This is a genomic window from Bacillus sp. FSL K6-3431 (genome assembly GCF_038002605.1).
Lineage (GTDB): Bacteria > Bacillota > Bacilli > Bacillales > Bacillaceae_C > Lederbergia.
This window is the reverse complement of the sequence record NZ_JBBOCT010000001.1, coordinates 3662891-3679366: the sequence shown is the minus strand read 5'-3', so window position 1 is coordinate 3679366 and position 16476 is coordinate 3662891. Positions and strand designations below refer to the sequence as shown.

General features: G+C 37.2%; 13 protein-coding genes, 1 riboswitch and 1 other annotated feature. Of the genes, 6 read left to right on the top strand and 7 right to left on the bottom strand.

The window, feature by feature from the left end; translation table 11 throughout:
• Positions 1-55: 55 nt before the first annotated feature.
• Positions 56-2011: an aconitate hydratase gene (locus MHB53_RS17905; RefSeq protein WP_340920914.1), complete on the top strand. Its 1956-nt coding sequence runs from the start codon at positions 56-58 to the stop codon at positions 2009-2011.
• Positions 2012-2099: 88 nt separating this feature from the next.
• Entirely contained in the window at positions 2100-2273 is a 174-nt protein-coding gene (locus tag MHB53_RS17900) for a hypothetical protein (RefSeq protein ID WP_340920911.1), read from the top strand.
• 113 nt (positions 2274-2386) lie between these two features.
• Here the strand turns inward: MHB53_RS17900 and MHB53_RS17895 are convergent, their stop codons facing one another.
• From MHB53_RS17895 to MHB53_RS17875, 5 genes are all read right to left on the bottom strand, one after another.
• A complete protein-coding gene (locus MHB53_RS17895; RefSeq protein WP_340920909.1) occupies positions 2387-2560 on the bottom strand; it encodes a hypothetical protein in 174 nt (57 codons plus the stop codon).
• Between the two features lie 164 nt (positions 2561-2724).
• Positions 2725-3351 carry a spore coat protein gene (locus MHB53_RS17890; RefSeq protein WP_340920907.1) on the bottom strand — a complete coding sequence of 209 codons (627 nt, stop codon included), beginning with the start codon at positions 3349-3351 and terminating at the stop codon, positions 2725-2727.
• Between the two features lie 145 nt (positions 3352-3496).
• Positions 3497-5659, bottom strand: a complete 2163-nt coding sequence (locus tag MHB53_RS17885) for a type IA DNA topoisomerase (protein ID WP_340920905.1) — start codon at positions 5657-5659, stop codon at positions 3497-3499.
• 286 nt (positions 5660-5945) lie between these two features.
• On the bottom strand, positions 5946-6857 hold the full coding sequence (locus MHB53_RS17880) for an exonuclease domain-containing protein (RefSeq protein ID WP_340920903.1): 912 nt from the start codon (positions 6855-6857) through the stop codon (positions 5946-5948).
• A 724-nt stretch (positions 6858-7581) separates the two neighbouring features.
• Complete coding sequence (locus tag MHB53_RS17875) at positions 7582-8133, bottom strand: hypothetical protein (RefSeq protein WP_340920901.1); 552 nt, start codon at positions 8131-8133, stop codon at positions 7582-7584.
• A gap of 640 nt (positions 8134-8773) precedes the next feature.
• Positions 8774-8992 (top strand) — a binding site (T-box leader).
• 42 nt (positions 8993-9034) lie between these two features.
• Here MHB53_RS17875 and proS point away from each other — a divergent pair.
• The gene (gene proS, locus MHB53_RS17870; protein WP_340920899.1) at positions 9035-10474 is read left to right on the top strand and encodes a proline--tRNA ligase; all 1440 of its coding nucleotides are present in this window, start codon (positions 9035-9037) and stop codon (positions 10472-10474) included.
• A 300-nt stretch (positions 10475-10774) separates the two neighbouring features.
• Here the strand turns inward: proS and mgtE are convergent, their stop codons facing one another.
• A complete protein-coding gene (gene mgtE / locus MHB53_RS17865) occupies positions 10775-11767 on the bottom strand; it encodes a magnesium transporter (protein WP_340920897.1) in 993 nt (330 codons plus the stop codon).
• 201 nt (positions 11768-11968) lie between these two features.
• Positions 11969-12137, bottom strand: a riboswitch (M-box (ykoK) riboswitch).
• A 191-nt stretch (positions 12138-12328) separates the two neighbouring features.
• Here mgtE and MHB53_RS17860 point away from each other — a divergent pair.
• From MHB53_RS17860 to MHB53_RS17850, 3 genes are all read left to right on the top strand, one after another.
• Positions 12329-13333, top strand: coding sequence for a DUF3231 family protein (locus MHB53_RS17860; RefSeq protein WP_340920895.1), 1005 nt, complete (start codon positions 12329-12331; stop codon positions 13331-13333).
• 6 nt (positions 13334-13339) lie between these two features.
• Positions 13340-13801: a hypothetical protein gene (locus MHB53_RS17855; RefSeq protein WP_340920891.1), complete on the top strand. Its 462-nt coding sequence runs from the start codon at positions 13340-13342 to the stop codon at positions 13799-13801.
• 185 nt (positions 13802-13986) lie between these two features.
• Positions 13987-15363, top strand: coding sequence for an MATE family efflux transporter (locus tag MHB53_RS17850; RefSeq protein WP_340920889.1), 1377 nt, complete (start codon positions 13987-13989; stop codon positions 15361-15363).
• Between the two features lie 136 nt (positions 15364-15499).
• On the opposite strand, the gene MHB53_RS17845 is transcribed toward MHB53_RS17850, so the two are convergent.
• Positions 15500-16384, bottom strand: a complete 885-nt coding sequence (locus MHB53_RS17845) for a putative RNA methyltransferase (protein WP_340920885.1) — start codon at positions 16382-16384, stop codon at positions 15500-15502.
• Positions 16385-16476 lie beyond the last annotated feature (92 nt).

The window sequence follows — 16476 nt, the reverse complement described above, 5'->3', positions numbered from 1 at the left end:
ATGTATAAAAAATTACTATTAACCTTTATATGTAAAGATAAGGAGGATCGTTATCATGCCACTTAATGTTACCCAAAAACTAATACAATCGCATCTTGTTTCCGGTGAAATGATTCCGGGGAAAGAAATTGGGTTAAAAATTGATCAAACGCTAACCCAAGATGCCACCGGAACAATGGTGATGTTGGAGCTGGAAGCAATGGGATTAGATCGAGTAAAAACAGAAGCATCGGCCCAATATGTTGATCACAACCTCATTCAAGTTGACAGTAAAAATCCTGATGATCATTTGTTTTTACAAAGTGCTACACAACGCTTCGGATTATACTATAGCCGCCCGGGAAATGGAGTTAGCCATCCCGTTCATATGCAACGACTGGCCAAACCGGGGAAAACTCTGCTAGGATCTGATAGCCATACATGTGCGAATGGATGTATGGGGATGTTGGCGATGGGTGCCGGAGGAATGGATGTTGCTTTAGCAATGGCAGGTGAGCCTTTCTATGTAAAGACACCTCAAGTATGGGGGATAAAACTAACTGGAGAACTATCCGACTGGGTGAGTTCAAAGGATGTTATTTTGGAACTACTACGTAGACATGATGTGAAGGGTGGTGTTGGGAAAGTAATTGAATATTACGGGCCAGGAGTAGATGCATTAAGTGCGATGGACCGCCACGTTATAGCTAATATGGGTGCTGAATTAGGAGCAACAGGGACTGTTTTCCCATCAGATAATGAGATCAAGCGTTTTTTAATGGAACAAAATCGTGAGAATGACTGGATAGAGTTAATTGCCGATAAGGGAGCAACATATGATATTGATGAAGAAATAAATTTATCTGAAATAGAACCATTAATTGCTAAGCCCTCAAGTCCCGGAAATGTTGTGGCAGTGACAGAAGTAGCGGGCACACCTATTTATCAATCATATATTGGCTCATCCGCAAATCCCGGGTTCCGTGATTTCGCCATAGCCGCTGAAATTGTTAACGGAAAACAAATTGCGAAGGGAATTTCCTTTGACATTAACCCAACTTCAAGACAAATGTTAACTGATTTAGTAAAAGAAAGCCATATCGCAAGTCTGCTTCAATCTGGTGCACGATTGCATCAAGCAGGCTGTAATGGTTGTATTGGAATGGGACAAGCACCTGCAACTGGACGGAATAGTTTACGAACAACACCCCGTAATTTCCCTGGGCGTTCTGGAACAAGAGAAGATAGTGTCTTTTTATGTAGCCCTGAGACCGCTGCAGTCTCAGCACTGACAGGGAAAATCACAGATCCACGAACAATGGACATTCCATATCCAAAAGTTCAAGAACCAAAGAAACCAACCATAGATTTGAATTTACTAGATGAGCCGCTACCGTCTAAGGATGCTAGAAAAGTCGTGTTATACAAAGGACCTAATATCGCCTCAATACCTAAAATGGGCGAGATGGAAGATACTTTGGAAGTGCCTATCCTGTTAAAAATGGGAGATAATATTTCAACTGATGAAATACTTGCCGGGGGGGCTCGAGTTCTTCCTTTTAGAAGCAATCTTCCCGAAATCAGCAAATTCACCTTTGAAATTATTGATAAAACGTATTATACACGTGGAATGGCAAGTGTTAATCAAGGTGGACATGCTGTAGTTGGAGGTTCTAATTATGGACAGGGATCAAGCCGTGAGCACGCTGCACTTGCACCAAGATACCTCGGCTTGCGCGTTGCATTAGTAAAAGACTTCGCTCGAATCCATTGGCAAAATCTTGTTAACTTTGGAGTGCTACCAATCAACTTTGTTCATGAAGAAGATTATCAAAAGATAGATGAGGGTGATGTTCTTCAGCTTTTTAATTTGCGAAATAAAGTAAAAGAAGGAAACGAATTTACTATTCATGTCAAAGGAAAAGATCTACAAATAAGCGTTAGACATTCCCTATCAGATCGGCAGGTCGAAGTAATGCTAAAGGGCGGAATGATCAACTGGGTGAAAGATCGGCAAAAAAGTACTACATAGTGAACTCGTTTTGCCAAGCTGAAACATTGTAGAGGTGGGTTCATAAATAAAGAAAGATCAAAATAATTTTTATTGGAGGGTACCTTTAATGGACAGAGAAAATACATGTAAAGCGTGTGAAGGAACTGGAATGCTTTCTGATGATGAAGGTTGGCAATATAATTGCAGTGTGTGTAGAGGTAAAGGTATCCTGTATCCAGGGGAAGCTTCCCAATCGGCAAAAGTAATGTCTGTTGATGAAAATAATCGACTGTTAGATTAAAAGTTCATTCATCAAACGCAGACATTAATCAGGAGAAATGAAAAGGAGATGGTTTTACCATCTCCTTTTAAGTATTTTCATGACAGATATTTGTTCTGCTGTTATAAGTATATTTAGTTGCTTTTATTATCATTGTTGTTATTTTTGCGGCTATTTAATAATTCTTGTGCATCATTTTCATCTGCAAATTCTACGTTTACGTTTACATTTTCATTTTCATTTATCTCCATGTTCTCGTTGTTGTCACGATTACGATTGTTTTTATTTCGATTAGTGTTGTTATTCATCCTTATCACCTCCATCATATAATTTATCCACTTGTATCAAAGTTATACAAAATATTTTCGTTTCTTCTCGAAAAATGAATGTCCATGATCTTCAATTAATTTAAGACTTAACATCTAATACAAATAAAGCGACACCTTTGAGGTATCGCCTTATTTATATTCATTTAATGTGGAGCATTCGGGTTAGGTATCTGCGCCGGTGCATATGCATTTAACAATTGTTGCATATCTTGTTGAGCAAGCTGTGGCACTTGATAATAATGATTTTTATTTTGATAGATAGAAATTTCATAAGCCATTTCAATGCAATTTGGCACAGAGTCGGCAATTACGCGACGCACAACAGGATTCGTTACTTCAAGTGCTGCCATGGCCTTCATTGAAGCCCCAGACTTTACTGATCCAAGCATTAATCCTGAAATGCATTCATCGGTAATTTCTTGAATGGATTGTAGCGGTTTTTTCGGTTGAGATGGTTTTAATCCGTATACAAAATCATTCCCTTGATTCATTTCATATTTTTGCGTCGGAACGGCAGGATCTTGTCCTGATTTAAAACAATCGACTGTCGTGTTATATTCATTTAATGAAAATTGATACTGGTGATCCAGAATGCTTAATAATTCCTGATCCTTCACATGGGGACGCAATAAAGTAAATAGATTTAAAGTACCTATCGCACCCGATAGCACTTCATGTACATCAAATACCTCATGCCCACCATGATTAAGCTGTTGATTTACCATACCTGTGTGCATATTAGGATGCATTTGCCCTTGTTGGTTTTGCAAAGTGAATTCCTCCTTTTAAAAAATCTAGTTTATTATGTGCTAAAACCAGCAAAAAATTCAGGATTTTCATCTAAATGTGGTTTTTAGTGCGTGTGTATAAAGGGTATCGAAGTTCGAGGCAAAGTTAACCTGTTCCATGCACTTTTCACTTGTATGGTTTATCAAATTCCATTTTCCAACTATAGTACTCGTTATCAGGATTCTTTTCGTATCTCATTTGTGCGTCGAATTTGTTTCCCTTTTTGCTTGTTAATCCCTTAACAGTAGCTACTCCATTTTTCAGTAGAGCTTTTACCATTGTTTTCGTCGGTTTTTTCTTCATTGTCGCTAAAAATTTATCGTTTTTCCAAATAACAAATTTGCAGCCACTTTTCCAATTACTACAGCCAAACCCCTTTTGACCTTCAATGACTGCATTTCCGCATACAGGGCATTTCCCCATGAATTCATTTGTTTTACGCTGTGTGGTCACTTCATGAATCGTTCCCGCTTGGTGCTCTTTTATTTTCTCTACCGAGTTCGTTGTAAAAGAATAAATGAGTTGTAGAAATTCATTCTTACTAAAGTTTCCTTTCTCGATATCATACAATGACTTTTCCAAACGACCCGTAAATTCAAGATTAAATAAATCTTTGATTGGAAATGTTTCAACTAAATCTTTTCCTAATTCCGTACAAATTAGGTTTTTATTTTGAGCAGTAATATATCCAATGTCTTTTAACTTTTTTATCGTTTCCGCTCTTGTCGCCGGAGTACCGATACTAAAGCCGCTTAAAATTGCCTCAACATCTTCTTCACCTTTATCCTTATTAATGTTTCTTCCACATGTTTCCATGATGCGCAACAAGGTTTTTTCTGTATGTTGCTTTGGTGGCTTTGTCACATGAGATGTTAATTCATGCTCTATTAACTCTGCCTCATCATTGATTTTCACGAGTGGCAAAAGCGTATCTTTCGATTGAATCTTTTCAACCTTTTTCCAGCCTTCAACAAGTTGAACCTTGCCTTTTGATAGGAATAAACCTTTTAAATCAGTGTCCTTTATCTTCGTTTCAATGGTTGTTTCTTCATGTTCTGCTAAAGGCATAAATTGCATAATAAATCTATTTTTGATCGCTTGATATACTTGCCCTTCATCTGCAGTAAGTCTCTTTGGCTTCATATAAGTAGGAATTATCGCACTATGGCTTTCCACTTTGGCATTATCAAAAATTCTTTTCGTACGGACAAATTTTATTTCATCCTTATATGGTAGATCCTGTGATAATGTCTCCAATACCTTCGCCGTTTTTCCAACCAAACTTTCCTCTAATGCGATGCTAGCAGTCCTTGGGTACGTAATAAACTTCTTCTCATAAAGGGACTGAGCCACTTTTAATACTTTATCGGCTGTCCAGCCACTATATTTACTCGTCATATACCCTTGTAAATTAGACAAGTTAAATAAAAATGGTGGGAACTCTTTTTTCTTTTGTACCTTTTTTTCGTGGATAATACCGTTTTTACCCTGTAATAATCCTTGAATCGCTTCTAATATCTCTTTACTTTTAAATTTGTCTTCCTTGCCTTCAAAATAAGTTCCCTCATATGTTTCATTCTCACTCGTTTGAAAAGTAGCCTGGAGCTTGTAGTAATTTTCTGGAACAAAGTTTTCAATCTCTTGATCGCGATCATATATTATTTTTAACGTTGGCAAGAGAACTCGGCCAATATTTAATGCCTTCCCTTTTCCTTTTTGATATTTAAGGGTAGCGACAGATGTTAGGTTGATACCGATCACCCAATCAGCCCATTGCCTACTTACTCCAGCATCTTGTAATGGTCTCATCTCAGCATTCAACTTTATATTTTCTATCCCTCTTATCACTTCAGCAGGTGTCCACTCATTTAACAACAGGCGATACACCTGTTTATCCGTCTTCAAGTTGTAAATGATACTATCACCGATGAGTTGCCCTTCTCGGTCATAGTCACATGCAGAGACAATCGCTTGTACATCTTTTCTCTTCATTAGTTGATGGATAATCTTTAATTGCTTTTGCGCTCCTCGATCTGGCTTGTCCCTATTTCTCGGATCGCTTTTTACTTTATATTGAAATTTGCTAGGAATGAACGGAAAATTATCCATTTTCCATGATGACATTTTTTCATCATAATCTTTCGCATCATTTAATTGAAGCAAATGGCCGAATGCCCATGTCACAATATAGCCATTTCCTTCAAAATATCCATCTTGGCGATTTTTTATTTTCAGCGCATCCGCAATATTTTTCGAAACGGAAGGCTTCTCAGCCAATATTAATTTCATTTGAAATCAACCTCCAAATAAAAACACACGTTCGTTTACTTCATTGTAAACGATGGCGTGTGTTTTTGGTATAGCATAATGAACGATTTACAAATCACATGCGTTTCTGTTTAGTTGTATAGTAGAGTAAATTATAATTTGAATTCTATTATGGCTTGATTAGTTATAGGTACCCTGGTTACTTCAAAGCGCTAATGACAATCTTAGTAGATGCTCCACCTTTGAACGATTTTGAGCGTTAAGGATAAAATAACCAAATCGAAAAATACGACTTAGTACAACCTTTTCATTTTACCAATCTTATAAATTCTTGTTCTCCTACAATTTCAATTGGATATCCTTGCTCAATCATTTCTTCTACTTTTTTCATTTTCATACTTTTAATTCCTTGCACATATTTGTATAAATCTTGCTCTCCTACCACTAAGAAGTTCGTCGCTAAATCCACACGATCTTTACAAGCAGCACCACAATTGACTGCATATTGAGCAGCCATCGGTCTAGTCATTGACATCATCTTACCCGTAAATACAATGTTTGTCCCGTAAAATGGATGCTTTGTATTCGTTATTATATTTTCAGGGACAATCCTTTTTAGTGATGCATCTTGCGAACTTTTCCTTGAACGAGTCGGTTGTTTACTAGAAGACGTTGGGCTACCGAGTTTAAGCTTGTGCAAAATAGATAGCTCTTGAATGGAGCCAGTTTTTGTTTTTTCCATCGCCTCGAGTGTAATAATGGCGGAAGCACGAGCATCTTCAAGCGCATCATGATGTTTTAGGCTAATACTTAAATAATTTGCGACAGTAGATAACTTATGATTATACAAATTCGGCCACACTTTTTTTGCAATGCGGTAAGAGCATCCATATTGAAAGTTCGGCTCCGTTTCATGAATCCTAGTTAAAGAGTCTCGAAGCACTCCGATATCAAAGCTCGCATTATGTGCAATAATCATTTGATTCTCAATAAAGCCTTTAAATTTCGGCCAAAACTCTTCAAATGTAGGTGCATCATGTACCATATATTCTGTAATGCCATGAATTTTTGTATTGTAATAATGAAATTCACTTAACGGATTGATCAATGTATGTAATTCTTCTTGAATTTTACCGTTTTTTACTTTTACAATGCCGATTGAGCAAACACTCGACCGTACACTATTCGCTGTCTCAAAATCTATTGCAACAAAGTTCATCTTTTACTCCACCTTGCTATGTTAGAATACGTTCATTATCTCATAATTGACTGCTCGCGGAAAACCCCTCGAAGAAGAATAATCCCCCTGGCGGGAATAGAGCAGTAATTTTCCCCATATCAAAAACCAGCGTCTTTACTTGACGCTGGCTCCAGATCTAAATCTAAACTTGTATACTTTTTTCCGATAAAACTGTGTGTATGCTGGCTGGACAGGCGGCTATGCATTTAAACAAGATGATGATACAGCACAACTACAGGATGCCACGTATACTGATTTTGTTAAATTCGATTCGGCCACCATTCAAGAACTTGAAAGCTCGCCAAAGCTTAGCATGGGAGCATGGTTCTTTTAGGTCCTTCTTATTTATAGCTGGGTTAGGGTGACCACAAATCACGATCATTGGTCAAAAGCTTGTAAAGCAGGATGGAGCTAAGCAATATAGCGTTGGTTTGCGTGACATCAAAAGGGTCGAATATAACAAAAGGCATGTTCTTACCTATAACATGAAAAATAAACTTGTTTTTAAGTTTCCGCTCAGATGGGTCCTCTATGAATTGTTTTACCTTTTTATGAAAGAGCATACCGCCCATTTGAAGAATAGACCATTCATTCAATCAAAAAACTAAATAAGGGATCGTTGTACACTCTATCCATATTTATGAGAAACCAAAAGAAGGAATTTGCTTAAATTCCTTCTTTTCTTTATTGCATTAGCAGCCAATTATTCTTCTAACTCGAATGTAGCATTTTCAAGTTTTACAATTTTATTTTCCTCGGTCATCAATTGAAACAGTGCTTCCCCCTTTTCATTAACAGGAATAGTAAATGGAATCGCATGACCCGGCTGAATAATACCTGCAAAAGATTCAGATAGGTCTACTTCTTCACGATCAAACACATAGTCTACGGAACCTTCCGTCTCAACGCCAGACGTATATTCAAACTTAATATTTTTAATCGGTTTTTCCAAACGATTAATGCCTAGGAATAAAAGGACACTCTCACCTGCTTTAGTATCTACAAGATCAATTGGATGAATACTGAAGTCATCGGCAACGCCAATATCGGGATTTGCCTCTACAAGCCCAGTTAATTGTTGATACATTTCATTTTCCAATGTAACACCATTTCCCTCATCTGCTCTTAGTAATTGCATGGCAATTGCCTGCTGCTCTTTTTCTTTATCCACGCTTCCGACCTTTTCACTCTTATTAGCTAAGCTACATCCCACCAACATTATCGCTAAGAACAGGATTATGACTAGCTTCCTCATCCCAAAACACTCCCATCATAAATTTAAAAAATCGACTACTAGCAATCAATGACTAAACTCTTCTATTGAAAGCATTTCATCCAACTAAGATTAATAAGTTTCTTCCAATCAACTACTAGCTTTCAATTAGATTATTTCATTACTAATGAATATCACTATGGGACTACCATGTCAAAGAAATTCAAAATTAGGACAAATGAATCTAGTTCTTTATTCTCGGAATCTACTATCCTTTCCATTTTCCTAGACTTAATATAACTCGTTATTTCTACTTTTTTTGGTTTCTTAATTATACTTAAGTTACAAGCATTCTCTTTTTTACATCTTTCCGGCACTTTATAATCAAATTTCATCTTCAAACCTATTGCAAGTAACTTCTTGACAGAATTGGAGGCTTTTATAATTGGTCGCCTCCTCCTATATAGTCAACACCGAGAAAACAAAGTATGATTGTAAGGATGAAGGGAAAAAATTAATTCCACTTTTAAAAAACTCATAGAGGGATATTTCTGAAGGCGCTTTTTATAGGCGGAAATAGTAAGATTCATTTTGCCACCACGCAACAGTTGTTAGAAAAAGGGAAGTACAGACTTTTAACAGAATTGTATTAACTACAGGTATTTGTTATATTATAGGAAATATTAACTCGTTGATGTGGCCAACTAAATAAGAATTGTGAAACAGAAAATATAGCAACTTGTTGAGAGCTATATCACCGCTTCTTATTGAAACCTACCACGGAGATGTTATGGACAACATAACCGAGTCGTTTTCGTTAACAAACGTTTTAGAGGGCTTACATTTAATGAAGCTAAACTAAGGTGGTACCACGTCGGTTCAGCACAAAGACGTCCTTACACAAGGACAGATTTGTGCTTTTTATTATGAGGAGGAATTATTAATGACTAATCAACAGAAAAATGATTTTACAAGCTGGTATATCGAGACGATTCAAAAAGCGGATTTAATGGATTACACACCCGTTCGTGGATGTATTGCATTCAAACCAGATGGTTATGAAATATGGGAACATATTAAAGATGAAATGGATAGACGTTTTAAGGAAACGGGACATCGTAATGCGTATTTCCCAATGTTGATTCCAGAGTCTTTCTTCCAAAAAGAAAAAGATCATATCGAAGGATTCTCACCAGAGCTTCCTTGGGTTACTGAAGCCGCAGGTGAAAAATTAGAAGAACGTTTAGCACTTCGTCCTACATCTGAAACCATGATCGGTCATTTATATAGTGATTGGATAAAAAGCTATCGGGATCTACCTGTACTGATCAATCAATGGGCAAATGTCTTCCGTTGGGAAAAGAAAACACTTCCTTTCATCCGAACATCTGAATTTTTATGGCAGGAAGGACATACTGCTCACGAAGATGAAATGGAAGCACGTGCTGAAACGATGCAAATGCTAAACATTTATAAAGAGGTCGTAGAAGAGCTTTTGGCTATTCCCGTATACGATGGTCAAAAAACACCATCCGAGCGGTTTGCAGGGGCTGTAGATACGTATTCGATCGAAGCAATGATGAAGGATGGAAAAGCAGTTCAAGCAGGAACTTCCCATTACTTAGGTACAAAATTTGCCGAGGCATTTGACATTAAGTATTTAAATAAAGAAAATAAGCACGAATTTGTGCATACAACCTCATGGGGAACGTCTACACGTCTAATCGGCTCTGTTATTATGGTGCATGGCGATGAACAAGGGCTTGTATTACCGCCGCGTATTGCGCCAACGCAAGTTGTATTAATTCCAGTAGGACCATGGAAGAAAAATCCTGAAATTATTGAAAAGCTAGATGAAGTTTTTGCTACATTAAAAACAAAAGGCATTCGAGTGCGTTTAGACGATTCCAATCAATCACCAGGATATAAATTTAATGAATGGGAGCTTAAAGGTGTGCCAATTCGAGTGGAATTAGGACCTCGTGATTTGGTAAATAACCAAGCGCTAATCAAAGCGCGCGATGAAGATGAGAAAGTTTCTGTTGATCTTCCAACAATAGCAGACTGTATTGAAGGAGCGTTACACACCATGCAAACACGCTTATTAGAAAAAGCGCGTGCATTCCGTGATAAGCATTCCCATACACATGTAGAATCTTTAGAGCAATTAACGAATCATATTGCTAATTCAACACAAAACGAAGAAATCCCAGGCTGGATCCTTGCAGGTTGGTGCGGAGATGACGCTTGCGAAGAACATGTGAAAGAAAAAACGAAGTTTACTACTCGTAATATTCCATTTAATCCACCAGCTAAGAAGTCTACTTGTATTAACTGTGGGAAAGAAGCAAAACATACCGTTTGGTTTGGTCGTGCCTATTGATAGAATAAAATAAAAGTGCTCCCACGAATAACTTAGGTTGAGCGTTTTTATTGTCTTGCATCATTTGCATAGGCATATTAACTGAACCTATTTTTTTGATAAACTTTTACTCGCTAATGTGAAGGAAATGCATCTATTTAGGATAAAATAGATGCTTTTTTCTTTTACTGGCAGTTAACAGCCTGTTACTGACCCGCCATCACTTTTTAAGGTAAGCATTGGACTTACTAGTTAATATTCACTTTTTACACGCTCGGAATTATGGCTTTGCTTGTTATCGAACATGGACTTTGTTTATTTTCACATTAGTTTTGAAATGAACATTGTCGCAATGCCGAAATAAATAAGTAGGGACAAGATATCATTAATTGTTGTAATGAGCGGCCCAGATGCTACTGCAGGATCTGTTTTAAACTTGTATAAAATGAGTGGGATAATTGTTCCAGCGAGTGTCCCTATAATCAGAGTAGCGAGAAGTGATGAGCCTACAACAAGACCCAGTGTTATACTTCCTCGCCAAACGAATGCTATGATTGAAATGACAATCGCACACGTAACACCTATAATAATTCCGACAATTAACTCTCGAAATAAAAGCTTCATCGTTTTTTTAAAATTAAGATCTTCTGAAACGAGGCCACGGACAACGACTGCGAGCGATTGTGTACCTGTATTGCCAGTCATTCCCGCAATCATCGGCATGAAAAAGGCAAGGGCAACGACTGCTTCAAGGGTAGCTTCAAATCTTTCAATGATCCCACCTGAAATAAGTCCGATAAATAATAATAAAATAAGCCATGGTAACCTTCTCGCAGCAGCAACGAAGGGACTTGTGTGAAAGTCAATTTCTTTTCCAGATGCGGAAAGTTTTCCGATATCCTCATCTGCTTCTTGTTGCATAACATCTAAAATATCTTCAACATGGATAACCCCGATAATCTGTTCCCTATTATTGACGACAGGAATAGAAACTAAGTCTTTATCACGGAAGATATGCGCTGCTTCTTCTTGGTCTAAATCAGTTGGAAAAGAGGTAATTTCTTTCATCATAATATTTTTAATAAAATCGTTATCAGCGGCACCGAGCAATTCTCGAATAGACAAAACTCCCATTAGCTCACTATCAGAACCAACGATATACAAGTAGTGAATATTCGTTTTATCACGTACGTTTTGCCGAAGACGTGACAGTGCTTCCTTAACTGTGTATGTTTCTTGAAGAGCGATATAGCCTTTTTTCATAAGTGTTCCGGTCGTTTCTTGCTTGAAAACACCGTTAGTAATTGTGCCCATGTATGTGGACCTCCTTATTGCGTCCACTTATTCACCATGTGTGGGGAAGTGGACATACTACTTTTCATTCGAATGGCAATTAACTTTAACCAACCAGGGGGTTCTGTTTCCTTAGAACTACACATTCCCCACCACCTCCTCAAAATAATAAAAAACACCCCTCTACAAAGAAGGGTGCTCAGCATAAAAATGATATAAGTGAATAAACCTCCTTCGTAGAGCTTTAGCACTATATGGCATAGGATGAAATCGATCCAGCTACATTAAAAACCACCTTAAGTCGATGGTTTCTGTTGACCCATTGGAGTCTTTCGACATTTCTGGGCAGCAGCATATCTCCATATAGGAGCCTCACCTAACGAGAGTTCCTAATTTTATTTTCAAATTCGTATTAATGATACGAGTCATCTAATGAATTGTCAAATTACCCCGATAGATTACTAAAGCAGTATCCACACCGCAAAACTGTCAACTTGGATATATACAAGAGTTTAACTATTATACTTTTTTCTCTTTTGGGAGACACTATTTATGCAACTGCAAACGACAAGGAGGATTATAATGAAAAATCATGATCACATAAAATTAACTTCTAGTGAATTGGCCGTTTTGTTTGGAGCATATATGCAAGATACATTAGCTATTTGTGTCAATTCCTACTTTTTAGAACATGTAGAGGATCTTGAAGTGAAGTCTTGTTTGGAATACTCATTAAAATTATCCGAATCGCATGTAGATATTTTAAAGAAAATTTATCATGATGAAGGTCTTCCTATACCAGTAGGGTTTACAGAACAAGATGTCAATATAAAAGCGCCTCGACTTTTTAGTGATGAAATGATCCTTCATTATGTTCTTAATATAGGTATTATGGGACTAACTGCTTACAGTGTTATACTTCCAAATGCAACCCGTAATGATATTCGCACACATTTTACATCTTGGTTGCATTCATCAACTGAATTATTTAATCGTGTAACAAATCTATTACTTGAAAAAGGGCTGTATATACGTCCCCCCTATATACCTTATCCAAAGCAAACAGAATTCGTTAATAAACAGCACTTTTTATCTGGATGGATAGGAGAGCAAAGACCTTTAACAAGCAATGAAATTTCACTTCTATTTATGAATTTATATCGAAACACGCTTGGAGGCTCCCTATTGACGGGATTTTCTCAAATCGCACAGATGAAAGAAGTACGTAAATTCATGACGAATGGAGCGGAAATTGCCAAACATCATAGTGCTGTTTTTAGTAAATTTTTAGCGGAGAGCAACTTGGCTACACCTGTTTCTTCAAGTCTAACTGTGACAACCTCTCAAGAACCTGTGTTTTCCGATAAATTACTAATGTTTCATACAGATGTATTAAATAATGCCGGGATAGGCTTTTATGGGCAAAGTATAGCAGGAAGCCCAAGGAAAGATTTAGCGACCGCTTATAGCCGTTTATTAATAGAAACCGGGGAGTTTGTTACTGACGGGGCGCAAATAATGATTTCCAATGGATGGCTCGAAAAACCTCCTTCTGCTCCAGATCGAAAAGATTTGGCGAAGGGTTAAAACGATGTGGAAGCAAAAGAGAAGTTATTTTGGAGCATTGCCTTTCCCGGATTCGGTCAATTTTTAAACGAAAAATATATCAAAGGTATTGTATTTATTTCCTTAGAATTTTTAATTAACGTACGGGCACGTTTTAATGAAGTTATTATTTCTAGTTTTCACGGAGATATTAATCATGCGATTAATCAAGCCGATTATCAGTGGCTTATGTTTTATCCATGTTTATACTTTTTCGCCATGTGGGATGCATTTAAAGATGCAGGAGGCGGGAAAGAACCGTATTCATTTCTGCCATTTGCATTCTCTGCGTATTTTGTAACATTAGGCACCATTTATTCACCAAAATTTTCATTATTTGGCGTATTATTAGGTCCTATTTGGCTTCCAATATTAAGTCTCATCCCAGGACTCTTTACTGGTCTTTTATTGAAAAAAATAATGACTAAAAAGTTAAATAATAAAGAATAAAAAAACGGCAGAATAACATATCTGCCGTTTTTTACGTACCTTTTTCAAGTTAGGAACACGCTTCTTTTACTATACTCTTATCATAACACAGAATAAAAGAAATTATCAGTCTATATTTTTAATTTATGTTGAAGTACAATAAAAACGCTCTAAATTTTATTTCCGGAGGAGAGATAATCAACTTTATGAGTAATGACAAAGTACAAAAGATCACTTTATTTGCTCTAACATGGCCGATATTTATTGAGATAATTCTAAATAGACTAATGGGTATTGTTGATACATTGATGCTTAGTCATTACTCGGATGATGCAGTCGCTGCAGTAGGATTTTCTAATCAATTAATAATGATGACAATCATGCTATGTAGCATGCTGACGATCGGTACAACGATTTTGGTCTCACGTCATTTAGGTGCGAAAGAGTATAAAAGTGCGTCAGAAATCGCTCGTGTCTCCATCTCTCTCAATTTTCTATTTGGATTATTCATAGGTGTGATCTTGATCGTATTCGCTTCTGGTCTATTGAAACTAATGGGGCTTCCTAAAGAGCTAATGAAAGATGCCACAGTTTATTTAATCATCATCGGAGGATGTTCCTTCATTCAATCCCTGATGTTAACAGTGTCTGCGATAATTAGAGGCCATGGTTTTACGAAGCAAGTCATGTATGTAATCACAGGTGTCAATATACTAAATATCGTAGGAAATTATTTATTTATCTTTGGCCCCTTCGGAATACCAGTGTTAGGTGTTCAAGGTGTTGCAATTGCAACCGTGGTAAGTCGAATAATAGGTGTCATTGTTCTTTTTATTATATTAGTAAAGTGGATTGGGGAAACGATTCCCTTATCAAAGCTATTCCATCTTCCGAAACAACATGTTAAAAGTCTTTTAAAAATAGGAATACCATCCTCGGTAGATTCGGCAGCTTGGAACCTGCAAATGGTAGTAATTACTGTGTTTATTGCCTTACTGGGAACCGTTGCTTTAACAACCAATGTATATAGTACAAATATAAGGGTATTTGTCACTGCTTTTTCTGGAGCTATTGGGCAAGGGACGTTAATTCTCATATCCCGTAAAATTGGTGCTAGAAACCTTGATGGTGCCTATCAGCAAAGTATCCGCCTCTATAAAATAGCAGCAATGGTTGCACTTGGGGTTGCCACGGTATTTTATATTTTTTCCAAGCCAATACTGGGTATCTTTACAGACAATCCTGATATTCTTACGTTAGGGACCACCCTCCTTCTCTTAACGTTACTTTTAGAACCTGGGCGTGCTTTGAATTTAGTGTTTAATAATTCTCTAAAAGCAGCAGGTGATATTAATTATCCGGTGATCGTAGGTATCCTTGGAATGTGGTTAATTAGTGTACCGCTTGCATATATATTAGGCATACATTTTGGTTTAGGTTTGATTGGTGTCTGGATCGGCTTTATCGTGGATGAGTGGGTAAGAGGCATTATACTAATGAGACGTTGGCGCTTACGGGGATGGGAAAATATGGCGACAGATAATCATAAGAATTCATCTGGAAAAGCAGATGCTAAAGCTTAACGCTTGGAAATAGCTTTCATATGCAAAACACACGTCATTTCTAATGAGAATGTTGGCGTGTGTTTTCATCATATAAGAACCATAACACTATGTCCAAATCTTGAAATTCGGAGTCTTCTTTATCCTATTTTCTCAATTAAATCTGGCTTCCATTTTCAACTTTTTTTCTTCCCACCAAAATGTTTAAATCGATGGTAATATCCATATCTGACATATCACTTACTTGCTTCCGTTTTGCTTCATTTGCTGACCATGATAAAGGGGTCATTTTCACTAAATCATTCAAAAGTGGCTGTTCTAACCGAACATGATACTTAACAGCTTGTGTTTTTATTAAATCAAACTTTTCTTGAAATCGACTCATTGTCTTTTCATTATCAAAAGCTTCTCTATTCTCATAGAAAAGTTCCCGAAGTTCTTGCAGGTAAGCACTGTTTGGCACTACTTTGATAAGTAGGCCGTCATCTGTAAGTAATCTATCGAACTCAGAGTAGTTAGACGGGGATAAAATATTTAGGATGAACGGAAACTTTTGACTAGCAAGCGGTGTTTTGGCTAAATCAGCAACTATCCAAATCGCATTGGAGAGATTACTCGCTGCAAGTTGAATCCCTTCCTTTGAAATATCCGCTCCAAAACCAATTGTATTTCCAGCAACATATTCCTGGATTTGCGCCAAATGTGATCCCTCGCCACAACCAGCGTCAAGGATGGCCGTAAGTTCATTTAACCGTTCATTTTCGATTAAAATAGCAATTGCTTCTACAAGTGGCGTAAAAAAACCACTTTCAGCAATTCTTTGTCTGGATTGAAACAAGGATTTATCATATTTCGTATCTATGGACTGTGACAGTAGATGAATATAGCCTTTTTTCGCAAGATCATAGCTATGACCTTCTGTGCAAACTAATGTTGTGTTATTTTCAAACACCATAGGGCTTGTACAGATCGGGCAGCTGAAAAAATGAGCGTGTTCTGAGATTAACTTTGCAGCAATCGACTTTCTGCTCTGTTGGGACATAATAACCATTCCTTTTCCTATAAATGCGTGTTCAAAAAGATGACAAATTAGAAACAAGAAGTTCGAGGCGCGAAGGTTTTGAGGATCAGAGC

Coding starts and splice junctions, on each gene's coding strand:
- MHB53_RS17905 (WP_340920914.1), top strand. CDS start 56: ATGCCACTTAATGTTACCCAAAAACTAATACAATCGCATCTTGTTTCC.
- MHB53_RS17900 (WP_340920911.1), top strand. CDS start 2,100: ATGGACAGAGAAAATACATGTAAAGCGTGTGAAGGAACTGGAATGCTT.
- MHB53_RS17895 (WP_340920909.1), bottom strand. CDS start 2,560: ATGAATAACAACACTAATCGAAATAAAAACAATCGTAATCGTGACAAC.
- MHB53_RS17885 (WP_340920905.1), bottom strand. CDS start 5,659: ATGAAATTAATATTGGCTGAGAAGCCTTCCGTTTCGAAAAATATTGCG.
- MHB53_RS17880 (WP_340920903.1), bottom strand. CDS start 6,857: ATGAACTTTGTTGCAATAGATTTTGAGACAGCGAATAGTGTACGGTCG.
- MHB53_RS17875 (WP_340920901.1), bottom strand. CDS start 8,133: ATGAGGAAGCTAGTCATAATCCTGTTCTTAGCGATAATGTTGGTGGGA.
- proS (WP_340920899.1), top strand. CDS start 9,035: ATGACTAATCAACAGAAAAATGATTTTACAAGCTGGTATATCGAGACG.
- mgtE (WP_340920897.1), bottom strand. CDS start 11,767: ATGGGCACAATTACTAACGGTGTTTTCAAGCAAGAAACGACCGGAACA.
- MHB53_RS17860 (WP_340920895.1), top strand. CDS start 12,329: ATGAAAAATCATGATCACATAAAATTAACTTCTAGTGAATTGGCCGTT.
- MHB53_RS17850 (WP_340920889.1), top strand. CDS start 13,987: ATGAGTAATGACAAAGTACAAAAGATCACTTTATTTGCTCTAACATGG.
- MHB53_RS17845 (WP_340920885.1), bottom strand. CDS start 16,384: ATGTCCCAACAGAGCAGAAAGTCGATTGCTGCAAAGTTAATCTCAGAA.